General features: G+C 59.7%; 28 protein-coding genes and 2 tRNA genes. 21 read left to right on the top strand and 9 right to left on the bottom strand.

The genetic code is table 11. The features are described from left to right. A partial coding sequence (gene rhlB, locus ABY948_RS03725; protein WP_461481170.1) for an ATP-dependent RNA helicase RhlB occupies positions 1–1200 on the bottom strand: 1200 nt, incomplete at its 3' end. A 153-nt stretch (positions 1201–1353) separates the two neighbouring features. After that, positions 1354–2448 (bottom strand): AmmeMemoRadiSam system radical SAM enzyme, encoded by a 1095-nt coding sequence (amrS, locus tag ABY948_RS03720; protein ID WP_461481169.1) that lies wholly within the window; start codon positions 2446–2448, stop codon positions 1354–1356. Positions 2449–2543: 95 nt separating this feature from the next. Here amrS and amrB point away from each other — a divergent pair, with 95 nt between their 5' ends. The 3 genes from amrB (at position 2544) to ABY948_RS03705 (ending at position 4433) form a co-directional block, all read left to right on the top strand. Further along, the gene (gene amrB / locus ABY948_RS03715) at positions 2544–3323 is read left to right on the top strand and encodes an AmmeMemoRadiSam system protein B (RefSeq protein WP_461481168.1); all 780 of its coding nucleotides are present in this window, start codon (positions 2544–2546) and stop codon (positions 3321–3323) included. Then, positions 3310–3879, top strand: a complete 570-nt coding sequence (gene amrA, locus ABY948_RS03710) for an AmmeMemoRadiSam system protein A (RefSeq protein WP_461481167.1) — start codon at positions 3310–3312, stop codon at positions 3877–3879. Before amrB ends, amrA begins: the two co-directional genes overlap by 14 nt. Positions 3880–3956: 77 nt before the next feature. Beyond that, positions 3957–4433, top strand: coding sequence for a flavin reductase family protein (locus ABY948_RS03705; RefSeq protein WP_461481166.1), 477 nt, complete (start codon positions 3957–3959; stop codon positions 4431–4433). Positions 4434–4441: 8 nt separating this feature from the next. Here ABY948_RS03705 and prmC read toward each other — a convergent pair whose 3' ends face one another. From prmC to hemA, 3 genes are read right to left on the bottom strand one after another with little or no spacing between them, the layout of a single operon-like run. Continuing rightward, positions 4442–5287, bottom strand: coding sequence for a peptide chain release factor N(5)-glutamine methyltransferase (prmC, locus tag ABY948_RS03700; RefSeq protein WP_461481165.1), 846 nt, complete (start codon positions 5285–5287; stop codon positions 4442–4444). A 3-nt stretch (positions 5288–5290) separates the two neighbouring features. Continuing rightward, positions 5291–6373: a peptide chain release factor 1 gene (prfA, locus tag ABY948_RS03695; protein WP_461481164.1), complete on the bottom strand. Its 1083-nt coding sequence runs from the start codon at positions 6371–6373 to the stop codon at positions 5291–5293. A 33-nt stretch (positions 6374–6406) separates the two neighbouring features. Further along, complete coding sequence (hemA, locus tag ABY948_RS03690; RefSeq protein ID WP_461481163.1) at positions 6407–7681, bottom strand: glutamyl-tRNA reductase; 1275 nt, start codon at positions 7679–7681, stop codon at positions 6407–6409. A gap of 211 nt (positions 7682–7892) precedes the next feature. Between hemA and ABY948_RS03685 the strand changes: the two genes are divergently transcribed. From ABY948_RS03685 to ABY948_RS03635, 11 genes are all read left to right on the top strand, one after another. After that, on the top strand, positions 7893–9656 hold the full coding sequence (locus ABY948_RS03685) for a tetratricopeptide repeat protein (protein WP_461481162.1): 1764 nt from the start codon (positions 7893–7895) through the stop codon (positions 9654–9656). 3 nt (positions 9657–9659) lie between these two features. Continuing rightward, a complete protein-coding gene (gene lolB / locus ABY948_RS03680) occupies positions 9660–10262 on the top strand; it encodes a lipoprotein insertase outer membrane protein LolB (protein ID WP_461481161.1) in 603 nt (200 codons plus the stop codon). Beyond that, positions 10262–11101 (top strand): 4-(cytidine 5'-diphospho)-2-C-methyl-D-erythritol kinase, encoded by an 840-nt coding sequence (ispE, locus tag ABY948_RS03675; protein WP_461481160.1) that lies wholly within the window; start codon positions 10262–10264, stop codon positions 11099–11101. Before lolB ends, ispE begins: the two co-directional genes overlap by 1 nt. Before the next feature lie 4 nt (positions 11102–11105). Further along, positions 11106–11181: transfer RNA gene (locus ABY948_RS03670), tRNA-Gln, on the top strand. Positions 11182–11238: 57 nt separating this feature from the next. Further along, positions 11239–12171, top strand: coding sequence for a ribose-phosphate pyrophosphokinase (locus ABY948_RS03665; protein ID WP_461481172.1), 933 nt, complete (start codon positions 11239–11241; stop codon positions 12169–12171). Between the two features lie 96 nt (positions 12172–12267). Further along, positions 12268–12906, top strand: a complete 639-nt coding sequence (locus tag ABY948_RS03660; RefSeq protein WP_461481159.1) for a 50S ribosomal protein L25/general stress protein Ctc — start codon at positions 12268–12270, stop codon at positions 12904–12906. A 45-nt stretch (positions 12907–12951) separates the two neighbouring features. Continuing rightward, positions 12952–13536: an aminoacyl-tRNA hydrolase gene (pth, locus tag ABY948_RS03655; protein WP_461481158.1), complete on the top strand. Its 585-nt coding sequence runs from the start codon at positions 12952–12954 to the stop codon at positions 13534–13536. Positions 13537–13583: 47 nt separating this feature from the next. Then, a complete protein-coding gene (gene ychF, locus ABY948_RS03650) occupies positions 13584–14675 on the top strand; it encodes a redox-regulated ATPase YchF (protein WP_461481157.1) in 1092 nt (363 codons plus the stop codon). 91 nt (positions 14676–14766) lie between these two features. Then, positions 14767–15969: a PQQ-dependent sugar dehydrogenase gene (locus ABY948_RS03645; protein WP_461481156.1), complete on the top strand. Its 1203-nt coding sequence runs from the start codon at positions 14767–14769 to the stop codon at positions 15967–15969. Positions 15970–15989: 20 nt separating this feature from the next. Next, the gene (locus ABY948_RS03640; RefSeq protein ID WP_461481155.1) at positions 15990–16217 is read left to right on the top strand and encodes an acetyltransferase; all 228 of its coding nucleotides are present in this window, start codon (positions 15990–15992) and stop codon (positions 16215–16217) included. Positions 16218–16301: 84 nt separating this feature from the next. After that, a tRNA-Met gene (locus ABY948_RS03635) sits at positions 16302–16378 on the top strand. A gap of 222 nt (positions 16379–16600) precedes the next feature. Here ABY948_RS03635 and ABY948_RS03630 read toward each other — a convergent pair. Genes ABY948_RS03630 through hflK form a run of 3 tightly spaced genes read right to left on the bottom strand, consistent with a single transcriptional unit; the run spans position 16601 to position 18792 of the window. Further along, positions 16601–16723 carry a hypothetical protein gene (locus ABY948_RS03630; RefSeq protein ID WP_461481154.1) on the bottom strand — a complete coding sequence of 41 codons (123 nt, stop codon included), beginning with the start codon at positions 16721–16723 and terminating at the stop codon, positions 16601–16603. A 24-nt stretch (positions 16724–16747) separates the two neighbouring features. After that, positions 16748–17719, bottom strand: a complete 972-nt coding sequence (gene hflC, locus ABY948_RS03625; RefSeq protein ID WP_461481153.1) for a protease modulator HflC — start codon at positions 17717–17719, stop codon at positions 16748–16750. After that, positions 17716–18792, bottom strand: a complete 1077-nt coding sequence (gene hflK / locus ABY948_RS03620; protein ID WP_461481152.1) for an FtsH protease activity modulator HflK — start codon at positions 18790–18792, stop codon at positions 17716–17718. The genes hflC and hflK overlap by 4 nt, the downstream gene beginning before the upstream one ends. A gap of 535 nt (positions 18793–19327) precedes the next feature. On the opposite strand from hflK, the gene ABY948_RS03615 reads away from it, so the two are divergent. Further along, positions 19328–20605: an aminotransferase class I/II-fold pyridoxal phosphate-dependent enzyme gene (locus ABY948_RS03615; protein WP_461481151.1), complete on the top strand. Its 1278-nt coding sequence runs from the start codon at positions 19328–19330 to the stop codon at positions 20603–20605. 72 nt (positions 20606–20677) lie between these two features. Here the strand turns inward: ABY948_RS03615 and ABY948_RS03610 are convergent, their stop codons facing one another. Continuing rightward, on the bottom strand, positions 20678–21013 hold the full coding sequence (locus ABY948_RS03610; RefSeq protein WP_461481150.1) for a DUF1820 family protein: 336 nt from the start codon (positions 21011–21013) through the stop codon (positions 20678–20680). Between the two features lie 162 nt (positions 21014–21175). Between ABY948_RS03610 and miaB the strand changes: the two genes are divergently transcribed. From miaB to ABY948_RS03580, 6 genes are all read left to right on the top strand, one after another. Next, positions 21176–22516: a tRNA (N6-isopentenyl adenosine(37)-C2)-methylthiotransferase MiaB gene (gene miaB, locus ABY948_RS03605; RefSeq protein WP_461481149.1), complete on the top strand. Its 1341-nt coding sequence runs from the start codon at positions 21176–21178 to the stop codon at positions 22514–22516. Positions 22517–22661: 145 nt separating this feature from the next. Then, on the top strand, positions 22662–23687 hold the full coding sequence (locus ABY948_RS03600) for a PhoH family protein (RefSeq protein WP_461481171.1): 1026 nt from the start codon (positions 22662–22664) through the stop codon (positions 23685–23687). Further along, positions 23684–24157 carry an rRNA maturation RNase YbeY gene (ybeY, locus tag ABY948_RS03595; protein WP_461481148.1) on the top strand — a complete coding sequence of 158 codons (474 nt, stop codon included), beginning with the start codon at positions 23684–23686 and terminating at the stop codon, positions 24155–24157. The genes ABY948_RS03600 and ybeY overlap by 4 nt, the downstream gene beginning before the upstream one ends. A 6-nt stretch (positions 24158–24163) precedes the next feature. Then, a complete protein-coding gene (locus tag ABY948_RS03590; protein ID WP_461481147.1) occupies positions 24164–25000 on the top strand; it encodes an HlyC/CorC family transporter in 837 nt (278 codons plus the stop codon). A gap of 32 nt (positions 25001–25032) precedes the next feature. After that, positions 25033–26538: an apolipoprotein N-acyltransferase gene (lnt, locus tag ABY948_RS03585; protein WP_461481146.1), complete on the top strand. Its 1506-nt coding sequence runs from the start codon at positions 25033–25035 to the stop codon at positions 26536–26538. Positions 26539–26662: 124 nt separating this feature from the next. Continuing rightward, on the top strand, positions 26663–26935 hold a 273-nt coding region (locus tag ABY948_RS03580), incomplete at its 3' end, for a class I tRNA ligase family protein (RefSeq protein ID WP_461481145.1).

Here is a 26935-nt window from a genome sequence, read left to right as displayed (position 1 = left end):
GGCCTGGCCGCCGCGTCCGGCGCGACCGGTGCGGCCAATGCGGTGCACGTAATCTTCCGATTCTTCCGGCAGGGTGTAATTGACCACGTGACTGATGCCGTCAATGTGGATACCGCGACCGGCCACATCCGTGGCAACCAGTATCTTAATTTTGCCGGACTTGAAGTCATCGAGGGTTTTGACGCGCTTGTTCTGGGGCACATCCCCTGACAGCAGGCCGACACTGAAGCCCTTGCCCTTGAGCTTTTCCTGCAAGCGGCGACACTGGTCGCGGCGGTTGGCAAACACAATCACACTCTCCACCTCTTCCTGGCGGATGATGTTGTAGAGCAGCCGGAATTTTTCCTCCGCCGAGGTAATGTAGACCTTCTGGTCGACCGAGTCGGTGGCCACATTTTCCGGTTCGATTTCGACACTGACCGCATCGATAGTCCATTGCTCCGCCAGATTGAGCACTTCCGGGGTAAAGGTGGCGGAGAAAAACAGCGTCTGTCGATGGTCGCGGCTGGGGGTCAATCTCACGATGCGACGAACCTGGGGAATAAAGCCCATATCCAGCATGCGGTCCGCCTCATCCAGCACCAGGATTTCCACCCGGTCCAGATAAACATCGCGACTGCCGGCAAAATCCAGCAGGCGGCCCGGTGTCGCCACCAGGATATCGCACAGGTTCTCGGCGAGATGGCGTTTCTGTTTGTCGTAGTCCATGCCGCCCACCAGGGTGTGCACATGCAAATCCGTGTACTTGCACAATGCCCTGGCATCGTCGGCAATCTGCATCACCAGTTCGCGGGTGGGCGCAATGATCAGCGCGCGGGTCTCACCGGCATAGCGCTCGTCATCCACTGGATGATTGAGCAGCTCAGTGAGGATCGTCACCAGAAACGCCGCGGTTTTACCGGTGCCAGTCTGGGCTTTACCCACCACATCGTGGGCTCTCAGACTGAATGGCAGGGAGCGGGCCTGGATCGGCGAGCAATACTTGAAGCCGAGGTCAGCGATGCCGTGCATCACCGACTCCGGCAGACCCATATCGTGGAAACGCAGTTTGCCCGGCTCCGCGGGAACCTCGAACTGGGAAAGATCCCAGCCGGTTACATCGGCGGGCTTGCGGCCCCGGCCGCTGCGGCGGCGACGGCTGCGTTGACCGGATTGGGATGTCTGGTGATCACCAGATGGGGGTTGATTTTGTTCACTCATATTACTGCCAACAGAATAGTAGCCGCGCGCGGCCTGTGCTTGAAAGGAGCCGGATTATAGCACGGCCAATGGATTCGCGCGTGGCCATCCTTGCGGGGCCGCCAACCACCTCTGCCGAACCCGGTTATCGGTAAGAATCCCGCGCTCCACTGCTCAGCGCAGCAACCGCACGGGCACCCGCTTCGGCCCCCAACTGCCCGGTTCGCCCTCAAACATCCCGGCAATGGCTGCGCCACAGGCATGGCAGCAACCGGTCGGGGTCAATCCCCAAAAACCGAGCTGGTACCAGTCGCGCTCAATCACCCGCTCGTGACAGGCGGGACAGAAGGTGCTACCGCCCACGGTGTCGTGGACATTGCCGGTGTAGGCGTAGTGCACACCGTTGCCCATGGCAATCTGGCGTGCGCGGGTCAGGGTCTCCGGCGGGGTGGGAGGGATGTCCCGCATTTTCCAGTCGGGATGAAAGGCTGTGAAGTGCATCGGCACATCGGCACCCAGCTTGTCCACCACCCAGCGGGTCATGGCATCCAGCTCGGCGTCCGAGTCGTTCTCGCCGGGAATCAGCAGGGTGGTCAACTCCAGCCAGACATCTGTCTCATGGGCGATGTATTCCAGCGTTTCGAGAATGTTCTGCAGATGACCGCCGCAGATCCTGTGATAAAAGGATTCACTAAAGGCTTTCAGGTCGATGTTCGCGGCATCCATGTAGGGAAAGAATTCCCGCCGCGGCTCATCGTTGATATAGCCGGCACTGACGGCCACGGTTTTGACGCCCAGCGGTTTACAGGCCCTGGCCACATCGATGGCGTACTCCATAAAAATCACCGGGTCATTATAGGTAAAGGCAATGCTGCGGCAGCCCAGTTCCACGGCGGTTTCCGCCAGCCGCTGCGGCATCGCCGCATCGGCCAGGGTGTCCATTTCCCGGGACTTGCTCATATCCCAGTTCTGGCAAAACTTGCAGGCCAGGTTGCAACCGGCGGTGCCGAAGGACAATACCGAGGAGCCCGGCAGAAAATGGTTGAGCGGTTTTTTCTCAATCGGGTCGATACAAAAACCACTGGAGCGGCCATAGGTATAGAGGACGATTTCATCACCCTCCCGGCCCCGCACATAGCAGAGACCGCGCTGGCCCTCGTGCAGGCGGCACTCCCGCGGGCACACATCACACTGCAGCCGGCCGTCCTCGAGGGCGTGCCAGTAGCGGGTAGGGAATGTCACCGGTGGAGACGTGGCCTCTGTGGCCATAACGCAGCCCTCATCTTTGAAAAATTTTCTATAACTTATATATAGCAGGTTATGTTGCGCCCACTTGTGCGCCGTTGAGAGGAGGAGCCATCGAGATGCTGATACGACAACCCGCCGTGGCGGGTTCCTTTTATCCGGACAACCCCATGCTGTTACAGCGCCAGGTGGATGACCTGCTGGCCAGCGGGGACAGCGCGGCCCTGCGCCCCAAGGCGCTGATCGTGCCCCACGCCGGTTATATCTATTCAGGGCCAATCGCTGCCAGCGCCTACCGTTTGCTCAGCCCCCTGGCCAAACAGATCAACCGGGTGGTGCTGCTGGGGCCCTCCCACCGCGTGCCGCTGCGGGGGCTAGCGGCCCCGTCGGACCACCTGTTTCGCACCCCCCTCGGGGACATCGTCATAGACCGGGAGGGCATCGACAGCCTGGTGCAACAATCGCTGGTCAGTATCCGCGAGGACGCCCATCAGTGGGAGCACAGCCTGGAAGTGCAACTGCCGTTCCTGCAAAGGACGCTGGAGAACTTCCAGTTGCTGCCACTGGTGGTGGGCGACGCCGGCACAGACCAGGTGGCAGCGGTATTGCGCGCCTGCTGGGGCGGCGATGAAACACTGATTGTGATCAGCTCCGATCTCAGTCACTATCACGGCTACCCGGCGGCACAGCAGCTGGACCGGCAGACCACCGCCATGATCGCGTCCTTTAGCGCTCAACTGGATGGCAACCGGGCCTGCGGCTGCAACGGCATCAACGGCCTGCTGTCGCTGGCAAAAGAAAAACAACTGTCGATGACGACACTGGATCTGAGAAATTCCGGAGACACCGCGGGTGACCGGGATCGCGTGGTAGGATACGGCGCCTATGCCCTTTATTGAACTCAGCGGCGATGACCAGCAGACCTTGCTATCCCTGGCGCGGGAGAGTATTCGCGTGCGCTTGCTGTTTGACCGCGACCTCAGTATCGACGAGACGGCATTCAGCCCCGCCCTGCGCCAGCTGGCAGCCAGTTTTGTCACCCTGAAAATCCGCGGCAAACTGCGCGGCTGCATCGGCGCGCTGGAAGCCCGCCAGTCCCTGGTGGTCGACGTGGTTCACCACGCTGCCGCCGCGGCCGTGGACGATCCCCGCTTCCCCCCCCTCAGTCTGGACGAGGAGGCGGAAATCGTACTCGACATCTCCGTGCTGACCGCCCCCACCCCGCTGACCTTCAACACCGAACCACAACTGCTGGAGCAACTGCGAATTGGCGAGGACGGACTGATTATCGAGGCCGGCAGCCATCGCGCCACGTTCCTGCCCAGTGTCTGGGCCAGCCTGCCGGACAAACAGCAATTCCTCGACCAGCTTAAATTGAAAGCGGGTATGCCCCCGACTATTGCCCCTGACAAACTGAAGGCCTGGCGCTACCAGACTGTCAGTTTTGGTGAATAACGGGTTTTGCCCTGTATGAGCGCTGGCACTTGGGTTACCCTTTGCGCTGTGCCACCCCAGTCCCAGAGATAAGTACAATGAGCCACGACGCCACCCGCGCCCTGCGCAACGCCATGGGCAATTTCGCCACCGGCATCACCGTTATTACCACCGTCGATCGGCAGGGCAATCCCAGGGGCATGACCGCCAACAGTTTTTCCTCGGTCTCCCTGGATCCGGCATTAGTCTCCTGGTGCGTAGGGAAGGAATCACGCCTTTTCGAACTGTTTCAGCAGGTGGACTATTTCGCCGTGAATATCCTCCACAGCGGCCAGGCGGAGACCTCCCAGCTGTTCGCCAGCACGGAACAGCACAAGTTTGATCACGTGGCATGGAACCCCGGCCTCCACGGCCTGCCGCTGCTGAATGACAGCCCCTGCATCTTTCAGTGCCAGGTCGAACACCGCCACCCCGGCGGCGATCACATTATTCTGGTGGGGAGAGTGCTGGAGTTCCGCAACGAACCCCTGGAACCACTGATTTTTCACGGCGGCCAGTACCGCACCCTGAAGTAGCCTTACCTCTAACGGGCCAGCCGCCACCGCCCCAAGGTAGCCCTCTCCCGCCCCCCCAGATCATGGTGGGTCGCCACTTCAACAAATCCCGCCGCCCGCATCAGGCGAAGCACCTGTTCGCCCTGCTGCCAGCCGTGCTCCAGCAATAGCCAGCCGCCGTCATGGAGGTGGCCGGGGGCTTCGCCAACAATCCTCGCCAGATCCACCAAACCGCTATCACCTGACACCAATGCCGAAGCCGGTTCAAAACGCACATCGCCCTCGCTCAGGTGGCGGTCATCTGCCTCAATATAGGGAGGATTGCTGATCACCAGATCGAATGTTTGTCCGGTGAGCTGTTGAAACCAATCGCCCTGGAGAACCCGCACATTGGCAAAACCCAATCGCTGTCGATTGGTCTCTGCCAGCGCTACCGCGCCCTCAGCGGCATCCACCGCGACGATTTGCCATTGGGGCCGCTCGCTGGCCAATGCCAGGGCAATGGCACCACTGCCGGTGCCGAGGTCAACCACCGCAGCGCTCGCTGGCAGGGGCAGCTGCAAGGCCAGCTCCACCAGCAATTCGGTATCGGGGCGGGGAATCAGGGTCGCCGGTGACACGGCCAGGGACAGCGACCAGAACTCGCGGCTGCCGGTGAGATGGGCCACCGGCTCGCCCCGCAGTCGCCGGGCAAACAGCGCCTCGAATTGGGCCTGTTCGGCGGCACTCAATTGATGTTCTGGCCAGGTAAACAGGAAAGTGCGGGATTTGCCCAGCACATGACCGAGCAGTACCTCGGTATCCAGCCGCGGGCTGTCACTGACCGACAGCAACTCGGCGCTGCGCTTCAGCAGGCTGGCAATATCGGCGGGCACGGTTTAGCCGGACAGCGCGGCCAACTGCTCCGCCTGGTATTCATTGATCAGCGGCTGCAGTACATCCTCCAGCTGCCCTTCCATGACTTCGTCGAGCTTATAGAGGGTCAGGTTGATGCGGTGGTCCGTCACCCGTCCCTGGGGGTAGTTATAGGTGCGGATACGTTCGGAGCGGTCACCACTGCCCACCAGTAAACGTCGTTCATCGGAGATGCTTTTTGCCGCGCTTTCCTCCTGGGCGTTTTTCAACTTGGATGCCAGCAGCGACATGGCTTTGGATTTATTCTTGTGCTGGGAGCGCTCATCCTGGCACTCCACCACAATACCGGTGGGCAGGTGGGTAATGCGAATGGCGGAATCGGTCTTGTTGACGTGCTGGCCACCGGCGCCCGAGGCGCGGAAGGTGTCGACCCGCAGCTCATTTTTGTTGATATTGACCTCTTCCAGCTCGTCGGCCTCGGCCATCACCGCCACCGTACAGGCCGAGGTGTGAATCCGCCCCTGGGATTCGGTCTCCGGCACCCGTTGCACCCGGTGGGCACCGGACTCGAATTTCAGTCGCGAATACACCCCCTGACCGACAATGCGGCTGATGATCTCCTTGTAGCCACCGTGTTCACCGTGACTTTCACTGATCACCTCGACCCGCCAGCGCTGCTGCTCGGCGTACTTGCTGTACATGCGGAACAGGTCGCCGGAAAAAATGGCCGCCTCATCGCCACCGGTGCCGGCGCGAATTTCCAGGAAGACGTTTTTCTCATCATTGGGGTCTTTCGGCAGCAATAGTTTTTGCAGCTCGATTTCCAGCTCTTCAAGCTGAGCCGTATTTTCCTTCAACTCCTGCTGAGCCATGTCGCGCATGTCGGCGTCGGCGTCTTTCAGCAACAGGCTGGCCTCGGCAATGTTCGCCTGCACCCGCTGATAACCCGCAAAGCTCTTCACTACCGGTTCCAGTTCCGCATATTCCCGGGACAGATCGCGGAAGCGGTTCTGGTTACCGATGACCTCGGGATCACTCAACAGCGCGCCCGCTTCTTCATAACGATCCGCCAGGTGCTGCAATTTTTCCAGAATGGATGCTTTCATCAACGCTCTTTGAATAGTCAGTTATCGAGGTGGTTATTCTTGCCCGGCCCCGTCATCGCCGGGCTTTTTCAGGCCAAACAGGTGATGCGCCAGATCGATGTGCTCGGTGAGTCCCTGCTCGCCGGCCTGCTTCAGCCGGGTGGTGGGGGTGTGCATCAGCTTGTTGGTGAGATTGCGCGCCAGGCTCTTCAACACCAGCTCCGCATCCTGTCCCGACTGCAGCGCGGACATGGCCTTGGCCAGTTCCTGGTCGCGGGCCTCCTCGGCACTGCTGCGAAAGGCACGGATGGTGTCCACCACATCCAGGGCGCGCAACTGGCTCTGCCAGGCAACTACACCTTGCTCGACAATTTCTTCCGCCTTGCTGGCGGCACTCTGGCGGGAGCGGATATTTTCATCTATCACGTCCTGCAGATCGTCCACCGTGTACAGATAGACATCCTGCAATTTGGCCACCTCCGGTTCGATATCCCGGGGCACGGCGATATCCACCATGAAGATGGGTTTGTGCTTGCGCAGCTTCAGGGCCGATTCCACCGCACCCTTGCCGAGAATGGGTAGCTGACTGGCGGTGGAGGAAATCACCATGTCCGCCCGCGGCAGAAAATCGGGGATTTCCGAGAGCAGAATGCCCTGGGCGCCGAACTGCTGGGCCAGATCCTGGGCGCGACTGAGGGTGCGGTTGGCCACGGTAATCTCTTTCACCCCCTTGTCCTGCAAATGCCGTGCGACCAGCTCGATGGTTTCGCCGGCGCCGATCAACAGGGCGCTGACGTCGCGGAGATCGGAAAAAATCTGCTGCGACAAACTGACGGCGGCATAGGCCACCGACACCGGGTTCTGGCCGATGGCCGTTTCCGTGCGCACCCGCTTGGCGATGCTGAAGGCCTGCTGGAACAGCTGGTTCAGCTGGGTGGAAATCTTGCCCGCCTCCCGGGCCACGGCAAAACAGGATTTCAACTGCCCGAGTATCTGCGGCTCACCCAGCACCATGGAGTCGAGGCCACAGGCCACCTTCATGACGTGGCGCACTGCATCCGAGTCCCGGTACAGGTAGTGACAGCGCTGCAGATGGGGCAGGGAGATTCGGCGCTGCAGGGACAGCCACTCCAGCACCTGGTCCGGCCGCTCGCCATAACCGTAGATTTCCGTGCGGTTACAGGTGGACAGAATCGCCACCTCGTCGAGCCCCAGGTCCCCGGCGAGCTGCTGAAGCGCCTCCACAGCCTGCTCCGGGGCAAAGGCAACCCTCTCTCTGATGTCGAGAGAAGCGGTGCGGTGGTTGATGCCCAGAGCAAAAATGGTCATTAAATCAGCGTTTGGCAGTAAGCCGGCAATTGTCCGATTCTGAACCTGCAAAGACAAGCGCTATCGAAATCCCCCCGCCGTGCAATAAACTCCTTTCCTTATTGTCTGAGTTATTGGCTACAATGTGGCCACGATAATAGCCCCCTGCCCAGCCACTGACCGGTACTAGCGGTAGCAACCCTTGAATGCGCATCAAAACGAAACAGCCTGTATGAATAAACCCTGCTACACACTGCCCGTATTAGTGTTATGCACCGCCCTGCTCTTTGGTTGCGCCCACCCACAGCCCAGCTCCGCCGGCAGCGCAGCCGACCTGACCGCCAATGCAGCGATTGCCCACCAGGATGCGGAACCCTCGGTAGAACCACCCGCGGCCCGCGAATACCCGGTTCGCCCCATTCCCGCAGAGACCCTCTACGACCTGATGGTGGCAGAGCTGGCGGGCATGCAAAACGATCTCAACCTGGCCCTCAACAACTACCTCATCCAGGCCCGCGCGACCCGGGACCCCGGTATCGTCGCCCGGGCTGCGCGCATTGCGGCCTACACGGAAAACCACCCCGCCCTGCTGGAAATATCCCTGCTCTGGACCGGTATCGAGCCGAACAACCTGGATGCCCGCAGCGTCGCCACCCTCTCCCTGGCAAGGGAGGGCCGCCTGACGGAAGCGCTGCGCCACGCAGAGTACTCCCTCGACCAGGGTGACCAGGAGCCGATCATGTCCCTGGCCGTGGCGTCCGGCGGCGCCAACCGGGAGCAGCGCCAGGCACTGTTGGCAGAATATCCGCAACTGTTACAGCGCCTGCCCGGCAATGAGGCGGTACTGCTCACCCAAGCCATGCTGCTGCGCCAGCAGGGCGAGTTCATCGCATCCCTGTCGACGGTGGAAACACTGCTGGAACGCGCCCCGCGCAAGGAGAGCGCCATCATGCTCAAGGCCCAGCTGCTGCACCAGCTGGACCGAAAAAAAGATGCCACCGAGTTTCTGGGGGTTGCCCTGGAAGATATCGCCGACAGCCGGCGATTGCGGCTGCAGTACGCCCGTTTTTTGGCGGAAGACGACCTGGAAGCCGCCTACCAGCAGCTGTCTATTCTCATGGAACAATACCCTCGGGACAGCGAATTGGCCTACACCCTGGCCCTGGTTTGCAAAGGGCTGGACAGGAACGAGGAGGCCAAACAACTGTTCAGGGAATTGTCGATGAACCCCAATATGGCCTCATCGGCTCATTTTGAGCTGGGGGTGCTGGCCGAGGAGGAAGGGGATAGCGAAGCCGTCCTGTTGCACTACAGACAGGTGCGCAATGGCCCGAAACTCCTGCCCGCCGCGGTAAGGTTCAGCAAGTTCATGGCCCACCATGACCAGCTGGACAGCGCCCAGCTGTATCTCAGCAAGCTGCGCCTGGATCACCCCCAGTATTCCGCCTCCCTGTACCAGATCGAGTCTGAATTACTGGTCGAGATGCAGCAACTGCGCGATGCCCATCACCTGCTCAGCGAAGCGCTGCTGCAATTTCCCGACAACATTTCCCTGCTCTACAGCCGCTCTCTGCTGAGTGAGCGACAAAATGACTTTGCCAGTTCCGAACAGGACCTGCGGGCCATTCTCGATCAGGATGCCAACAACTCCATGGCCCTGAATGCCCTCGGCTATACCCTCACCGTGCACACCGACCGCTATGAGGAAGCCCACCAGCTGATTCTTCGGGCGCTGGAACTGAACCCCGGCGATCCGGCGATTATCGACAGTCTCGGCTGGGTACTCTACCAACAGGGAGACTATGAAGCCGCCATTCGCCATTTGCGCGATGCGCTGACCAAACTGCCCGACCCCGAAATAGCCGCCCATCTGGGGGAGGCATTGTGGGTCAACGGCCAGCGCCAGGAAGCCAGCGAGGTGTGGCAGGCGATACTCGATCGGGACCCGCACAACCCCGCCATCCTGCAAACCATGGAACGCCTTGAGGCGAACTAACCCATGCGTCTGGCCGCCCTATTGTTGACCCTGCTGGCACTCGGTGGCTGTGCCCTGCACAGCCCGCAGCCCGCACCCGTGGTGACCGACTGGAATCGACACCAGCGGCAGCTCGAACAACTGCTGTCCTGGCAACTGGAGGGCAAACTGGGTTATCGCGACAGCCGGGATGGCGGCAGCGCCTGGGTTAACTGGCAACAGTCGGACCGCAGCTTCAAGTTGCAGCTGAACGGTCCCTTTGGGGCCGGCGCCACCCACATTCTCGGCGACGATCACGCCGCCGAACTCCAGCGCGGTGGCAAGGAAACCCTCTACGCCCCCTCCCCGGCGGCGCTGACGGAACAGTTGTTTGGCTGGCAGTGGCCGGTGGATCAGCTGCAGTACTGGATTCGCGGCATCCCCGCACCCAACGCGCCACTGGATGCCAGCGGCCACAACGCCGATGGCACCCTCGCCACCCTCAACCAGGCCCAGTGGCAACTGGAGTTTTCCCGCTACCAGCAGGTAGACCGCTGGATTCTGCCCGGCCGCATCCGCGGCAACAGCGGCGAATACAGCTTTACCCTGGTGATCAAGAACTGGCGGCCCAACCCGGTGGCCGACTGATGCTGTCCCTGCCCGCCCCCGCCAAACTCAACCTGTTCCTGCACATTACCGGCCGCCGCCCCGATGGCTATCACAACCTGCAGACCCTGTTTCAACTGCTCGACTGCGGCGACCGACTGGACTTCGAGGTCAATGCCAGCGGCACCATTGAGGTTGTCCCGGCGCTGGCCGATGTCCCGCCCGAACACAACCTGATCTACCGTGCGGCCATCGCCCTGCGACAGGCGACGGGCTGCGCACTGGGGGCCCATATCGTCCTCCACAAGCAATTGCCCCTGGGCGGCGGACTGGGTGGCGGCAGCAGCGATGCAGCCACTACTATGCTGGCACTGAACCGCCTGTGGAAATTGCAGCTGTCCAAGAAACAGTTGATGTCCATTGGCCAACAGCTGGGCGCAGATGTGCCGCTGTTTATTTTCGGTCACAGCGCCTGGGCGGAAGGGATTGGCGAGCAGCTCAGCGCCGTGAAAATCCCCCCGGCCTGGTATCTGGTTTTGGCCCCGGACGCCCAGGTTTCGACGGCAAAAATTTTCGCCCATCAGGGTTTGACAAGGAACACGCATCCGATCAAAATACGCGCCTTTCTCGAGCAGGGTGGCCGGAACGACTGCCAGGCAGTGGTAGAAGCACTGTATCCCCAGGTGAAAAAGGCGCGCCTCTGGCTCGCGCAATTTGCCGAAGCTCGACTGACGGGAACCGGCGCCTGCCTTTTTGCCCGCTTTGCTTCAGAAGCTGATGCCAGATCAGTACTGGAACAAATGCCGGCACCCTGGCAGGGCTTTGTCGCCCAGGGGGTTAACGAATCCCCCCTGCTGAAGCAACTACCGTTCGATGACTGACTACTGGGGTGTCGCCAAGTGGCTAAGGCAACGGGTTTTGATCCCGTCATTCGGAGGTTCGAGTCCTCCCACCCCAGCCATATTCCTCAGGGCTGGTTTAACCAACGCCCAGATCAGGAAGAAAAGCCGTGGCTAATATGATGGTTTTCTCCGGGAACGCCAACCCGGAGCTGGCAAATGAAATCGCCCGTTATCTCGGTCTCAACCTGGGCAACGCGCTGGTGTCCCAGTTTTCCGACGGCGAAATCAATGTCGAGATCCGCGAAAACGTCCGCGGCCGCGATGTCTTCGTGGTACAGCCCACCTGCGTACCCACCCACAAGAACCTGATGGAATTGATGCTGGTCATCGATGCCCTGCGCCGCTCCTCGGCCGGTCGCATCACGGCCGTGCTGCCGTACTTCGGTTACGCCCGCCAGGATCGCCGGGTGCGCTCCATCCGGGTGCCCATCAGCGCCAAAGTGGTGGCGGACATGCTGACCAATGTCGGCGTCGACCGGGTCATGACCGTTGACCTGCACGCCGAACAGATCCAGGGCTTCTTCGACTGCGCGGTGGACAACGTCTACGGCCTGCCCGTTTTGCTGGCGGATGTGGAGCGCCAGAATTATGAAGACCTGACGGTGGTCTCCCCGGATATCGGCGGCGTGGTGCGCGCCCGCGCCATGGCCAAGCAGCTCAACACCGACCTGGCCATCATCGACAAACGCCGACCGGAAGCCAACCAGGCCCAGGTGATGAACATCATCGGTGAAGTGGCGGGCCGCACCTGCCTGCTGGTGGACGATATCGTCGACACCGCCGGCACCCTGTGTAAAGCCGCCGACGCCCTGAAAGATCAAGGTGCCAAGAAAGTGGTTGCCTACTGCACCCACCCGGTACTGTCCGGCAAGGCCATTGCAAATATTGAGAGCTCCTCGCTGGATACCCTGGTCGTCACCAACAGCATCCCCCTGAGTGACGCCGCCCGCAACTGCGCGAGCATCAGAACACTGAGCCTGGCCCCCATGTTGGCGGAAGCCATGCGCCGGGTCAGCAACGAAGAATCCATCAGCGCCATGTTCGACTAAACAGGGCGCTGTTTACCTAAACGCCCGCAAGGGTTTTTTACTCCCCGTTTCGGTTCTGGTCGCGGATTGATTCGGGAACAATCAGGAGTCAAGGCAATGTCCAATGATTTTCAATTGAATGTCGTCGTCCGCAACGACATGGGGAAAGGTGCGAGCCGCCGCCTGCGTCGTGAGGGCAATCTGGTCCCCGCCATCATTTACGGTGGCTCACAGGCGCCGCAAAACATCAGCCTCGCCCACAACGAGCTGAATCATGCGCTACAAAACGAAGCGTTCTATTCACACATCATCACCATCACCGTGGATGGCGCCACCCAGGAAGTGATCCTGAAAGACGTACAGCGCCATCCCGCCAAGCCGGTGGTACTGCACGCCGACTTTTTGCGCGTCAGCAAGACCCAGAAGCTGCACACCAAAGTACCCCTCCACTTTATCAATGAAGATATCTGTGCCGGTGTCAAGGTGGGTGGCGGTCTGATCTCTCACAGCATGACCGAGCTGGACATCAGCTGTCTGCCCGCCGACCTGCCCGAGTACATTGAGATAGATGTTTCCGGCGTTCAGATTGGTCAGATCCTGCACATTTCCGACATCGCCATGCCCTCCGGGGTGGAAAGCGTGGCCCTGAGCCACGGCGAAGACCACGACCTGCCCATCTTCACTGTGAACAAGCCTAAAGGTGCCGTGGAAGAAGAAAGCGGCGAAGAAGGCGAAGAAGAGGCTGCCGCAGAGTAACTGCGCGCCGCTGGTCGTCCTCACCGAGACCGACAGGCCCCGACATTGGATACGCCCGTTCAGCTTATTGTGGGGTTGGGAAATCCCGGCCCCCAATACGATCGGACCCGTCACAATGCCGGGGCCGATTTCGTGGCGGCACTGGCAAAATACTGCGGCGTCGAGCTGAGAGCGGAAAGCCGGTTCTTTGGCGCCACCGCCAAGGCCATCATCGATGGCCAACCGGTGTGGCTGCTGATCCCGGATACGTTTATGAACCGCAGCGGCAAGGCCATCGCGGCCATCGCCGGCTTTTACCGCATCCCCGCCGCGGCCATACTGGTCGCCCACGATGAGCTCGATCTCAGCCCCGGCATCGCGCGCTTCAAACTGGGCGGCGGCCACGGCGGCCACAACGGTCTCCGCGACACCATCCAGGCACTCGGCAACAATCGCGACTTTGCCCGCCTGCGCCTCGGCATCGGTCACCCCGGTCACGCCAGCGAAGTGGTCAACTACGTATTGCGGCGCGCCCCGCTGGACGAACAGCAACTCATCGACCAGGGCATCGACAGCGCCATCCGGGTCATCGGCGAGGCCGCTGCCGGACACTGGAACAATGCCATGAAAGCACTGCACAGCAACGGCTAAGCCCAGCCTGGCACTGATACAAAAACCACCTATTTGGGAATCACACAATGGGATTTAACTGCGGTATCGTCGGCCTGCCCAACGTCGGCAAGTCCACCCTCTTTAATGCGCTGACCCAGGCGGGTATCGACGCGGCAAACTTTCCCTTCTGCACCATCGAGCCCAACACCGGTATTGTGCCCATTCCCGACCCCCGCCAGGACAAGCTGGCCGACATCGTCAAACCGGAGCGGGTGCTCCCCACCACCATGGAGTTCGTGGATATCGCCGGGCTGGTGGCTGGCGCCTCCAAGGGCGAGGGCCTCGGCAACCAGTTCCTGGCCAATATCCGCGAAACCGACGCCATCGCCCATGTGGTGCGCTGTTTTGACGATGACAACGTGGTGCACGTGGAAGGCAAGATCCACCCCGCTTCCGATATCGATGTGATCAACACCGAACTGGCACTGGCCGACCTGGAAACCGTCGAAAAAACCCTGCTGCGCGCCAGCAAGGCCGCCAAGGGCCAAGACAAGGACGCCATCGCCCTGAAGGCCGTGCTGGAGAAAATCCTGCCGCACCTCAATGAGGCCAAACCGCTGCGCTCGCTCGGACTCGACAGGGACGAGCTGAAAACCATCCGCTCCCTCAACCTGCTGACCCTCAAGCCCACCATGTACATCGCCAACGTCGATGAAAGCGGCTTTGAAAACAACCCCTACCTGGATCAGGTGCAGGCCATTGCCGCGGCGGAAAATGCGGTGGTCGTGCCCATCTGCAACAAGCTGGAATCGGAAATTGCCGAACTGGAAGAGGACGAAAAGCTGGAGTTCCTGCAGGAGATGGGCATGGAGGAGCCCGGCCTGAACCGGGTGATCCGCGCCGGCTACGCACTGCTGGGGCTGCAAACCTACTTCACCGCGGGGGTCAAGGAAGTGCGCGCCTGGACCATCCCGGTCGGCGCCACCGCACCCCAGGCCGCCGGCAAAATCCACACCGATTTCGAAAAGGGTTTTATTCGCGCCGAAGTGATCGCCTATAACGACTTTGTCGCCTGCAAAGGCGAACAGGGTGCCAAGGATGCCGGCAAATGGCGCCTGGAAGGCAAGGAATACGTGGTCCACGACGGCGACGTCATCCACTTCCGCTTCAACGTCTAATCAAACACATTGACGGCATGGGGAAGCCCCCATGTCGTCCTCGCCCACCCCGATCTGCCCCCCAAACCCCTATCTGTCTCTATAATGAGGTATGATCAAATCACTGAAGCTGCTCACCCTGCTGCTGTTGCTGCTGATCATGGCAGTGGCACTACTCAATCGATACTACCCCGGCCTGCAAGTCAGCAGTTACAGGGTCCTATTTAACACCGTAACAGGCAGCGGCAACCCCGCCGATACCCGCAGCAATATACACAACAGCCTGGTCGCACCCCCCGACTTCCAGATCAGCCTGTATGCCGACAACGTGCCCAATGCCAGGTTGCTGAAAATCACCCCGGCCGGACAGCTGCTGGTCAGCTCACCGCGCACCGGCTCGGTTTTGCTGTTGAGCGATAGCGATCGGGATGGCCGGGCCGACAACCGACGACCCTTGCTGAGCGGGTTAAACCGCCCCCACGGCCTCGACATTTTCGATGACGGCCATACCAGCTGGTTGTATGTCGCGGAAACCGACGCTGTGGGCCGCGTGGCCGTGGACTGGGCCAGCGGAACAGTGCTCGGGGAATACCGACACCTGATCGACAACCTGCCCACTGGGGGCAACCACCGCACCCGCACCCTCCATTTTGGCCCGGACGGGTGGCTGTATTTGACGGTGGGCTCCAGCTGTAACGCCTGCGTGGAGAACGATCCCCACCGGGCCGCCATGATACGCTATCGACCCGATGGCAGCGGTGAAGAAATATTCGCCACCGGACTACGCAACAGCGTCGGCTTTGACTGGACGCCCTGGGACAACCGGCTGTATGCCACCGACAACGGTCGCGACCTGCTGGGAGATGACTTCCCACCCTGTGAACTGAACCTGATCCAGCAGGGCGGTTTTTACGGCTGGCCCTATATCAATGGCTTTGGCGCACTGGATCCGGATTACGGGCCGGGACAGGTGCAGCGATTAACCACCAGCATCTCTCCGGCCTTCGGCTTCCGGGCACACAACGCCCCTCTGGGCATCCGTTTCCTGCGCCGCCAATCCCACCCGGACTACCAGCGCACGGCCCTGGTGGCACTGCACGGCTCCTGGAATCGCAGCGAACCCGATGGCTACAAGGTGGTGGCCCTGCACTGGGATAGGCAGGGCAATATCAGCAGCCAGGACTTCGTCAGCGGGTTCCTGCAGCCGGGGGGGCAAGTCATTGGCAGGCCTGTGGATATTGCAGAGGGCGCGGATGGCAGCATTTATCTGTCCGACGATTACGCCGGGGCGATCTATCGCGTGCTATATAAATAGAGGATACGGAGGGCGATACCATGTTTCTCAAAGAGAAGGGCACCAATCACCTGGTGGAAGTGGTGGTGCTGCAGGGGTTGTTTGATCCCTTCCAGGACTGGATTTCCGGCTGTTACCACTACGGCGAGGAAGCCCAGGAACCCGAAAAAATCGCCAAGGCAACGCTGATTTTTCCCTCTGGAGAGCCGCTGCCCCAGTGCTGGCTGGACCCCCATTACCGGGATCACGAAATTGCCGGAAAGGGCTGAACGCCGGCGAAACTGGGAACGGCAAAACGCCTTGACAACCCCTGGCAAAATCGAGAGAATTCGCGCCCTCGATATTTGAGCAGTGGCTACGTAGCTCAGCTGGTTAGAGCACAGCATTCATAATGCTGGGGTCGGTGGTTCAAGTCCACCCGTAGCTACCATATTCAAAGGGTTTGCAGGTTGATGCCTGCAAGCCCTTTTTTATTGGCCAGCGATAAGTGTTCCGCCAGGAGAGAAGCGCGAGACGGGAGTGCCCCGGCGGCTCAATGTGATGAGCCGTCGGGAACACCATCCTCAGCTGAAATTGATCGGCACTTTGAGCAATGGCCACCATTGCGGCAACCATCGCTATTCGACTGGGCCGACACCCCTTTAAGCTACTTTTACAGCGACCCCATATGGCTGCTTTTATCGCTGGCTTTGGATTTCTTGGCCGCCTTTTTTTCTTTCTGGGTCATGGCCGGCTGCTTCTTTGCTTCCTTGTTACTTTTACGTTCCTTGCCCATCTGTTGATCCACTTGTTGGTTGAATTATTTCGCCCCGGCACTCATACCCTTGAGGAATTTGAACAGGTCACTGTCGGTGGAAAGCACGATCGTGGTGCTGTCGCCGATAATCGAGGGGTAGGAGGCCATGGTGCGGGTAAACTCATAGAACTCCACGGCCTGCGGACTTTGATTATAGGCCTGGGCATAAATTTCAGTGGCCTTGGCATCGGCCAGGCCGCGTATTTCTTCCACCTGGCGATAAGCTTCAGATTGGATTTTGTTTAAATCCCGCACCCGGTTGCCCCGGATTCTGGCAGCCTCGCCATTGCCCTCTGACAGAAAACGTTCGGCGATCTGCCTGCGCTCACTGATCATGCGATCGTAAATTTTAGGTCGCACGCTCTCGTTGTAATTAATGCGTTTGAAGCGAATATCCAGCAACTCGATGCCGAACACGCCAACCTTTTCGGCCGCCGCGGAAAATATTTCCTGTTCCACCAGCTTGCGCCCTTTTTCAATGGGCACCAGTGCACCCATATTGGCCCCCTGCTCGGTGGAGGCCAGCACGGCATCGCGCAGGGGTACGCGATCCCTGCTGGTGCGAATAATTTCAATCAATTCGTGTTTGGCCACCGCATTGCGGGTTTCACTGCCGAGAATATCGTCCAACCTGGACTGTGCGCTGCGCTCATCGCGCAAGCGCAAAAAATACTGCAGCGGGTCGACGATGCGCCAGCGGGCAAACAGATCCACAGAAATGTACAGTTTATCCTTGGTCGGCATGTCGGAGGGTGCGCCGTCCCACTCCAGCACGCGCTTGTCGATGGGGTTGACCTCCTGCACAAACGGCGTCTTAAACTTCAGGCCGGCATCAGTCACCGGCTCACCGACGGGCTTGCCAAACTGGGTGATGATGACCTGCTCGACCTCACTGACGGTATAAAGAGAGTTTGCCAGTACAAACAGGGCCACCAGAACAATCAACGCCGCACTCACGGTTTTCATATTTTTCATTGTTGTACCCCCTTTTTGCCATCGAGATTAAGCAGGGGCAGCACACCGCGCATCCCGTCATCCACCAGGATTTTTGACTCTATCGTTGGCATCACATCCTGCATGGTTTCAATGTAAATGCGGCGGCGCGTGACTTCAGGTGCCTTGGTGTATTCCGCAAACAGCGCATTGAAGCGCGCCACATCACCCTCGGCTTCATTGATCCGCTTGAGGCGATAACCATCGGCTTCTCGAATACGCTGGTCTTTTTCGCCCTCGGCCAAAGGAATCACCTTGTTGTATTCCCGCCGCGCCTCATTAATCAGTTTTTCCTTGGACTGCTGCGCCTGGTTCACCTCGTTAAACGATTCCTGTACCGGCTTGGGCGGGTTAATATTTTTTAGCTGTACCTGATCGATACTGATGCCCATCACGTACTTGGTGGACAGCTCCTGCATCTTGACCAGGGCCTCTACCTCAATTTCCTGGCGGCCAATGGTAATGACCTCATCCACGGTTCTATCGCCGACGACTTCGCGCATCACCGATTCCGATACAGAACGCAGGGTGTCAGCGGGCTCACGCACTTCAAACAGGAATTTAACCGGGTCCGATACGCGGTATTGAACCACCCACTCCACCAGCGCCGCGTTCAAATCACCCGTCACCATCTGGGTTTCCCGCGCACCATCCCGCGCACCCTGATAGGCATCATGAGCGCCCGGGGTGGCGAAACCAAACTCCTGTTTCAGCTGTCGCTTAACCGGGACAATGGTGGTTTTGTCGATCCCCAGCGGCAGCTTGAAATGCAGCCCAGGCGGCACCTCTTTGAGATACATGCCAAAGCGCTGCACCACGGCGACGGAATCGCTGGGAACGGTGTAGTAGGCGGACCACAGGGACACGCCCACAACGAAAAGTACAAAAAACGCGAAGATCCCTCTGGAGCCACCGCTGCCCTCCCCCCCGGAGCCACCGCCGGAAAAGAGGCCTTTTAGTCTGTCGATAGCCCGCTCAAGTAGCTGTTCGAGATCGGGAGGGGATTGGGGGCGGGAGCCCCATTGGGCAGCTGAATCATTTTGTTGGAACGGCATTGAAGTCGCCTTTGCTGGGAACAGACAAACATTGCCTGTCGTCTTTGATATTGGGGCACCGGCCCAGTGTACAGGGTATTCGCGGCAAATGATGCTCTGCGGCATCAGCGCAAGCCGGTTCGGAAGATCCCTTCGCCAGCTAAGGGAACCCTGTGCCGGGACTCGAGCACACCCACAGCTATCGCCAATTCCGGATCAGTTAAGCCGCTGTGGCCACTATAACGGATTGACTCAACGGGACATAACAACCTGCCGCCACACAAACGTTCCCCGGCATCCCGAATCGGCAAACCCCTGCAGAGACGCACGCCAGACTCCGCCCCTTCACCCAATCAGGGGCAACTCAACGAGCCCCTATGCCAAATATTTTTTGCTGGCTTGGCACCGCAGATAAAGCGCCCCGCACTATTAATGTATTACAATGCTTGCCGCCTAAATTTTACCCATCTGCCAGAAGCAGCGCCGCCGATGATGGCGCGCAATATCCCTGTCAGCATGGCCCCAGACATCATTTATCCATCCAAAAGGAGCCCCAGTGTACGTCGATCAGGCAACCCGTCAGCAGTTGCAACAATGGCATCAAGAACTTACCGCCAACCACCAGTCATTTGTCGCCGGCGGCCTCAATCTCGACCTGACCCGCGGCAAGCCCTCCGCCAGCCAGTTATCCCTGGCCAATGCCCTGGATGGAGCCCTCGGCGGCAACTACCTCTCTGACGACGGCACCGACACCCGCAATTACGGCGGTATCGACGGCCTGCCGGCCATGAAAAAACTGGCTGCGGATATTCTCGGCGTCAAGGCCGAGGAAGTACTGATCGGCGGCAACAGCAGCCTGACACTGATGTACTTCTCGATCCTGTTCGCCTGGCAGTTCGGCCTCAACGGTCCCGGCTCCGCCTGGCGCGACGAACCCGCCGTCAAATTCCTCTGCCCGGTGCCCGGCTACGACCGCCACTTTGCCATCTGCGAGGAATTCGGCATCGAGATGATCAACGTGCCGATGGATGACAACGGCCCGGATATGGACGCGGTAGAAGCACTGATTCGCGACGACCAGTCCATCAAGGGCATCTGGTGCGTGCCCAAATACTCCAACCCCACCGGCTGCGTCTACAGCGCCGACACCATAGAACGGCTGGCGAAACTCGGCACCATGGCGGCGGCCAATTTCCGGGTGTTTTACGACAATGCCTATGTGGTTCACGACCTGACCGACACGCCGGCAGAGTTGCCCAATATCATGGATTACTGTCGCCGCCATGGGACGGAAGATGCCGTGCTGCAATTTGGCTCCACCTCCAAAGTGACCTTTGCCGGCGCGGGCGTGGCCTTTATGGCCTGTTCCGCCAACAATCTGAAGGCGCTGAAAAACCACCTGGGTATCGCCACCATCGGCCCGGACAAGGTCAACCAGCTGCGCCACCTGAGGGTGATCGCCGACATGGATCAGCTGCTGGCTCACATGCGCGAGCATGCCGAGCTGCTGCGCCCCCGTTTCGACTGCGTGCTGAAACACCTGCAGGACAGTTTCGGCGCCTCCGACCTGGGCCAGTGGAGCACCCCCAGCGGTGGTTATTTCATCTCTTTCGACACCCGCCCCGGGCTGGCCAGCGCGGTGGTGAAGTTGGCGGCAGAGGCCGGCGTCAAACTGACACCTGCGGGCGCCACCTTCCCCTACGGCAGGGATCCCCAAGACCGCAATATCCGCCTGGCACCGTCCTTCCCCAGCGTGGCGGATATCGACAAGGCCATGGCGGTATTCTGCAACTCGGTGAAACTGGCGTCCGTCAGCCAGCTGCTCAACCGCTAGCAGCACTAGCAGGACAAACAAAAAGGGCAGCTTTCGCTGCCCTTTTTCGTGGTAACCCGTCCCTGCTGGCGGTTACTCGCTCTTCGGCCGCGGCACGACATTCGGGTAGGGGAAGGGCGTGACATTGCTGTTACCCTTGACCTCACTGACCTTGCAGGAACCCTCTTTTTCCACCTCGTCAATACGCACCACCGAGTGCAGGGGAATAAAGCTGCGCTTGACCGAGGAAAACTCGTTTTTCAACTTTTCTTCGGCGGGGTCGACAATCATCTGGGTGCGCTCGCCGAATACAAATTCCTCGACTTCCAGAAAACCCCACAGGTCGCTCTGGTAGACTTGGCGGGCATAGACTTCATACATCTCGCCCTGGTTAAGGAACATGATTTTGTAAATTGGGGCTGACGCCATAGGAATTGCCTGTCCACCGATTCATCAAGGGGGCGAGAGAATACCACAATTTGGGCAAATTTCATCCAATCCAATCACCTGCGTATGGGCTTCCCTCACGCCGACCGCTATAATGCGCGGCCCAATCCATTGCTCACAAATCAACCAGCTGCGCCAGAAGCCATGTCCGAACAGAAGGTAAAGAAGCTGCATATCGTCACCCACGGTTGCCAGATGAACGAATACGATTCATCCCGCATGCGCGACCTGCTGGGGGACAGCTACCAGATGGTCACCACGGAAAACCCGGAAGAGGCCGACGTACTGCTGCTCAACACCTGTTCGATCCGGGAAAAAGCCCAGGACAAGGTGTTCCACCAGCTGGGGCGCTGGCGCCACCTGAAGGAGCGCAATCCCGAGCTGCTGATCGGCGTGGGCGGCTGCGTGGCCAGCCAGGAGGGCGAGGCCATCGCCAAGCGGGCGCCCTACGTGGATCTGGTGTTCGGTCCCCAGACATTGCACCGCCTGCCGGAGATGATCGCCGAGCGCAGGCAGGGGGACGGCACCACCATCGTCGATATCAGCTTTCCGGAAATCGAGAAATTCGATCGCCTGCCGCAACCGGACGCAGACGGGGTCAGCGCCTTTGTGTCCATCATGGAAGGCTGTTCCAAATACTGCACCTTCTGCGTGGTGCCCTACACCCGCGGCGAGGAAGTCAGTCGCCCCGCCGCAGATGTGCTGGCCGAAGTCGCCCACCTGGCCAATCAGGGTGTCCGCGAGGTCAACCTGCTGGGACAGAACGTCAACGCCTATCGCGGCGAGATGCCCGACAACCATATCTGCGACCTGGCGGAATTGATTACCTATGTGGCCGACATTGAGGGTATCGATCGCATCCGCTTTACCACTTCCCATCCGATGGAGTTCTCCGACAGACTGATCGCGGTCTACGCCCAGGTACCGGAACTGGTCAGCCATTTGCACCTGCCGGTGCAGAGCGGCTCCGACCGCGTACTGGCGGCCATGAAGCGCGGCCACACGGCACTGGAGTACAAGTCAAAAATCCGCAAATTGCGGCAGATTCGCCCCGATATCAGCATTTCCTCGGATTTTATCGTCGGTTTCCCCGGCGAGACGGAGAAGGACTTTGAGGACACCATGAAGCTGATCCAGGATATCGGCTTCGACCACAGCTTCAGCTTTGTCTACAGCGCCCGCCCCGGCACCCCCGCGGCCGACCTGCCGGACAACACCCCGGAGACGCTGAAAAAGCAGCGCCTGCAGATCCTGCAGGAGCGCATCAACCAGAATGCCCTGCGCATCAGCCAAGCCATGGTCGGCAGCACACAGACCGTGCTGGTATCCGGCATTTCCAAGAAGGATCCGGGACAACTGCAGGGGCGCACGGAGAACAACCGGGTCGTCAATTTCCCCTGCGATGATCGCGGCCTGATTGGCAGCTTTGTCGAACTGTGCATCACCGAAGCCCTGCCCAACTCCCTGCGCGGCCGCATCAACTGAACTGATAAGAACGTAACGCCATATAGCCAAAACCAAACAGTGGCATTTTTGTATATAAACTGCGATCAAAAGTATTTCCAGCCCCAGCCAAAGCGGATATGCTAAAGACTGATCCCAGCCGCAGAGGGCGGCCTATTTGGAAAATTTGAATCAGCAAACAGCAGCACATACCATCACTCTCGAGCCCATCGACACTCGACGACTTGCAACACTCTGCGGCCAGTTCGACGAACACCTAAAGCAAATTGAACAACGCCTGAATATCGAAATTCGCAACCGCGGCAACGTGTTTGCGCTCTACGGTGACAACGCCACGGCCCATGCGGCCGGACAATTACTGCAACATCTCTATCAGGAAACCCATTGCAACGGCGATCTGACGCCCGATCAGGTGCACCTCGCCATCCAGCAATCCAACACCGAGGCGCCCATGGAACATTACGCAGCCAACACCGCATTCGTGAGCCCGTCTAGCGGGGATAATGTGGAGAGCTTTACGGTTATCCGCACCAAGAAAGGCAATATCAAGCCGCGGGGCGCAAGCCAGCAAAGCTATGTCCGCGCCGTTCAGACCCACGACATCAACTTTGGTGTGGGCCCGGCGGGCACCGGCAAGACCTACCTGGCGGTGGCCTGTGCGGTGGAAGCACTGCTGCGGGATGAGGTGGAACGCATTCTACTGGTGCGCCCGGCGGTGGAAGCGGGTGAAAAACTGGGTTTCCTGCCCGGCGACCTGAGCCAGAAGGTGGACCCCTACCTGCGACCCCTGTACGACGCCCTCTATGAAATGCTCGGCGTGGAAACCGTGGCCAAGCTGATTGACCGCAATGTCATTGAAGTGGCACCGCTCGCCTACATGCGCGGTCGCACCCTGAGCAACTCCTACATCATTCTCGACGAGAGCCAGAACACCACCAGGGAGCAGATGAAAATGTTCCTCACCCGGATCGGCTTTGGCTCCACCGCGGTCATCACCGGCGACACCACCCAGATTGACCTGCCCCGCCGCAGCCAGTCCGGCTTGCTACATGTCTGCCAGGTGCTGAAGGACGTGGAGGATATCAGCTTCACCTTCTTCAGCTCCAAGGATGTGGTGCGCCACCCGCTGGTGCAGCAGATCGTCGACGCCTACGATGCCCACGAGCAGGACCAGGGCGACGAACCCAAGTGACGCAGCTGACCCTCGATATGGAAAACGCTTCCTCCAGCCAGCAAGTTCCCGGCTGCGACCTGGTCCAGCAATGGGCCAGCGCGGCACTGGCTGAGCTGGATCGCGACACGGAACTGAGTGTCAGGATCGTCGACGCCGAAGAGAGCGCCGAGCTCAACCAGCAGTATCGCCATAAGCAGGGTCCCACCAATGTGCTATCGTTTCCCGCCGATCTGCCGGAAGAGCTCAATCTCCCCTTGCTGGGGGATCTGGTGATCTGTGCCCCGGTGGTGGCGCGTGAAGCAGCAGAACAGTCGAAAAGTGCCACCGCCCACTGGGCACACATGGTGGTACACGGTTGCCTGCACCTGATCGGCTATGATCACCTTGCCGATGACGAGGCCGAAGCGATGGAAACACTTGAAACCCGTATACTGGTCGGCCTAGGATTTCCACCTCCGTACCAAGAGACTCCTTCCGAGAGCAATTGACACCCCATGACTGAAGACGACTCGAGTAGCCCACAGGAAAAATCCTGGCTGGGCAAACTGGCCCACGCTTTTTCCGGCGAACCACAAACCCGCGAAGAACTGGCCAGCACCCTGCGCGCGGCATACGACAACAAGATCATCGATCACGACGCTCTGGAAATCATTGAGGGCGCGCTGCACGTCACCGACCAGCAGGTCCGGGAAATCATGATCCCCCGCTCCCAGATGGTGGTCATCCAGCACGACGCCAGCCTGGAGGACATTCTCAAACTGGTGATCGAATCCAGCCATTCACGCTTTCCCGTCATTGGCGAAAATGCCGATGACATCACCGGCATTCTGCTGGCTAAGGAATTATTACCACTGGTTCTCACCGGTCGTGAGAATTTCGACATAGCAAAAGTTGTTCGTCCCGCTACTATTATCCCGGAGAGCAAGCGTCTCAATGTGTTGTTGCGGGAATTTCGTGAGCAGCGCTACCACATGGCCATCGTGGTCGACGAGTATGGCGGCATTGCCGGCCTGATCACCATCGAGGACATCCTCGAGGAAATTGTCGGCGACATCGAAGATGAGACCGACGAGGACGAAGGCGCCATGATTCGCCCGCAGGAGGACAATTGCTATCTGGTGGATGCTCTGACGCCCATCGAAGATTTTAACGAGCATTTCGACACCGGTATCAGTGACGAGGAGTTCGATACCATAGGCGGGATTATCGTCCAGGCCTTCGGTCGCATGCCCAAGGTGGACGAATCCGTCAGGGTCGACAACTTTATATTCCGGGTGGCCGAGGGTGACAACCGACAGGTGAAACTGCTGGAAATGCGCGTCGCCAGCTGATCCACACGCAACCCCACGGATGACTTTTCTGCATGGCACCATCGAACCAGCCGGACTTCAAAGGCCATTTCTACGCGCTGCTGATTGGTGCCGTGCTGCCCCTGGCCTTGGCGCCCTGGAACTGGTGGCCCATCGGCATCCTGTCCACTGCAGGATTGGTCACCCTGCTGCGCGACCTTTCCTCGCGAGACTGTTTCTGGCGTAGTTTCTGGTTTGGTTTGGGCCTGTTCGGCACCGGGGTCTCCTGGGTGTTTGTCAGCATCCACGACCACGGCCAGGCCTCCATTCCCCTCGCGGCCCTGCTTACCGCACTGTTCGTCATCGCGCTCGCGCTGGTATTTGCACTGCCCTTTTCCCTCTACGGTGCCGGACTGAACCGCTCGGCCGGCGCCATGGTGCTGACCTTCCCGGCCATCTGGGTGTTGGGAGAATGGTGGCGCGGCTGGATCTTCAGCGGCTTTCCCTGGCTCTACCTCGGCTATGCCCACACTGACACCTGGCTGTCGGGTTGGGCGCCCCTGACCGGCGTGCTGGGGATCAGCTGGATTGCCGCGCTCTGCGGGGCATTGCTGGGCATCGCCGCCGTGCCCCGGCAAAAATTCACCTTCAGCAACACCGGCCTGCTGGCAATACTGCTGTGGCTGGGCGGCTGGTACCTGCAATCACTCCCCTGGACCAAACCGGTGGGGGAACCGCTCAGCATCGGCATCATTCAGCCGGCCCTGCCCCTGCCAACCAAGTGGGACAGTACGCAATTGAACCAGATCCTCGAACTGTATCGGGAGGACACCGCGCCGCTGCTGGGCAATGATCTGGTCATCTGGCCGGAGTCGGCCATCCCCACCTTCGCCGATCAGGTCCAGCCCTTCCTGGCATCGATGGCAGCGAGTGCGCTCGACCGCGACACCGCCTTGATCATCGGCATCCCCACGCGCAATGGTCGCGACCCGCTTTATTACAACTCCGTTATCGGGCTGGGCGACGGCAGCGGCAGTTACCACAAGCAACACCTGGTTCCCTTTGGCGAATACGTCCCTTTTGAACAGTGGCTGCGGGGGCTGATCGCCTTCTTCGATCTGCCCATGTCCTCCTTTAGCCCGGGTCCGGCAGGCCAGTCGCCCATCACCGCCAACGGCATCGCCATTGCCACCGCCATCTGTTACGAAATCGTTTTTCCGGACCTGGTTGCCCGCTCCGCCAACGACGCCAACCTGCTGCTCACCGTCAGCAACGATACCTGGTTCGGACACTCCATCGGGCCACAGCAGCATTTCCAGATGGCCCGCATGCGCGCCCTGGAAAACCGCAAGCCACTGATTCGCGCCACCAACGACGGCATCACCGCCCTGGTCAACACCCGCGGCCAGGTCGTCGCCATCGCCCCCGCCTTCAGCAGGGAAGTTTTGACGGGCTACCTCAACCCCCACACAGGCCAAACACCCTTTAGCAAGTGGGGGTCGCTGCCCGTTCTCGGTTTCTCCCTGCTGCTGGTAATTGGCATCGCCTGGAGCCAGCCCCACAGCCGCCAGCGTCACTGAGTCGTGCCGAAAACATCCGCAGGGCAAACCAAGTAGCCATTTGCGGGCTGTGTCTGCCGCCACCTTTAGCCTATAATTGGCCGCTTTTCCGGTCCCGCGCCGCAACCCCCAACCAAGATGGCAGATGAAAGAACAATACCACCCCGCAGAAGTTGAAACCGCCGCCCAGCAGTATTGGCAGGCAACCCAAGCCTTTACCGTGACGGAACAGCCGGAGCGGGAAAAATACTACTGCCTGGCGATGTTTCCCTACCCCAGCGGCAAACTGCACATGGGGCATGTGCGCAATTACACCATCGGTGACGTGCTCACGCGCTACCACCGGATGAAGGGTTACAACGTCCTGCAGCCCATGGGCTGGGACGCTTTCGGGCTGCCGGCAGAAAATGCAGCCATG

Origin of the sequence: Porticoccus sp., assembly GCF_041592135.1 — a bacterium.
Classification (GTDB): Bacteria; Pseudomonadota; Gammaproteobacteria; order Pseudomonadales; family Porticoccaceae; genus Porticoccus.
This window is presented reverse-complemented; position numbering and strand designations above follow the sequence as displayed.

Coding starts and splice junctions, on each gene's coding strand:
- ABY948_RS03660 (WP_461481159.1), top strand. CDS start 12,268: ATGTCCAATGATTTTCAATTGAATGTCGTCGTCCGCAACGACATGGGG.
- ABY948_RS03645 (WP_461481156.1), top strand. CDS start 14,767: ATGATCAAATCACTGAAGCTGCTCACCCTGCTGCTGTTGCTGCTGATC.
- amrB (WP_461481168.1), top strand. CDS start 2,544: ATGCTGATACGACAACCCGCCGTGGCGGGTTCCTTTTATCCGGACAAC.
- ABY948_RS03705 (WP_461481166.1), top strand. CDS start 3,957: ATGAGCCACGACGCCACCCGCGCCCTGCGCAACGCCATGGGCAATTTC.
- ABY948_RS03590 (WP_461481147.1), top strand. CDS start 24,164: ATGACTGAAGACGACTCGAGTAGCCCACAGGAAAAATCCTGGCTGGGC.
- ychF (WP_461481157.1), top strand. CDS start 13,584: ATGGGATTTAACTGCGGTATCGTCGGCCTGCCCAACGTCGGCAAGTCC.
- miaB (WP_461481149.1), top strand. CDS start 21,176: ATGTCCGAACAGAAGGTAAAGAAGCTGCATATCGTCACCCACGGTTGC.
- hflK (WP_461481152.1), bottom strand. CDS start 18,792: ATGCCGTTCCAACAAAATGATTCAGCTGCCCAATGGGGCTCCCGCCCC.
- amrA (WP_461481167.1), top strand. CDS start 3,310: ATGCCCTTTATTGAACTCAGCGGCGATGACCAGCAGACCTTGCTATCC.
- ABY948_RS03630 (WP_461481154.1), bottom strand. CDS start 16,723: ATGGGCAAGGAACGTAAAAGTAACAAGGAAGCAAAGAAGCAGCCGGCC.
- ispE (WP_461481160.1), top strand. CDS start 10,262: ATGCTGTCCCTGCCCGCCCCCGCCAAACTCAACCTGTTCCTGCACATT.
- lnt (WP_461481146.1), top strand. CDS start 25,033: ATGGCACCATCGAACCAGCCGGACTTCAAAGGCCATTTCTACGCGCTG.
- hemA (WP_461481163.1), bottom strand. CDS start 7,681: ATGACCATTTTTGCTCTGGGCATCAACCACCGCACCGCTTCTCTCGAC.
- ABY948_RS03610 (WP_461481150.1), bottom strand. CDS start 21,013: ATGGCGTCAGCCCCAATTTACAAAATCATGTTCCTTAACCAGGGCGAG.
- amrS (WP_461481169.1), bottom strand. CDS start 2,448: ATGGCCACAGAGGCCACGTCTCCACCGGTGACATTCCCTACCCGCTAC.
- ABY948_RS03685 (WP_461481162.1), top strand. CDS start 7,893: ATGAATAAACCCTGCTACACACTGCCCGTATTAGTGTTATGCACCGCC.
- lolB (WP_461481161.1), top strand. CDS start 9,660: ATGCGTCTGGCCGCCCTATTGTTGACCCTGCTGGCACTCGGTGGCTGT.
- prfA (WP_461481164.1), bottom strand. CDS start 6,373: ATGAAAGCATCCATTCTGGAAAAATTGCAGCACCTGGCGGATCGTTAT.
- hflC (WP_461481153.1), bottom strand. CDS start 17,719: ATGAAAAATATGAAAACCGTGAGTGCGGCGTTGATTGTTCTGGTGGCC.
- ABY948_RS03640 (WP_461481155.1), top strand. CDS start 15,990: ATGTTTCTCAAAGAGAAGGGCACCAATCACCTGGTGGAAGTGGTGGTG.
- ABY948_RS03665 (WP_461481172.1), top strand. CDS start 11,239: ATGATGGTTTTCTCCGGGAACGCCAACCCGGAGCTGGCAAATGAAATC.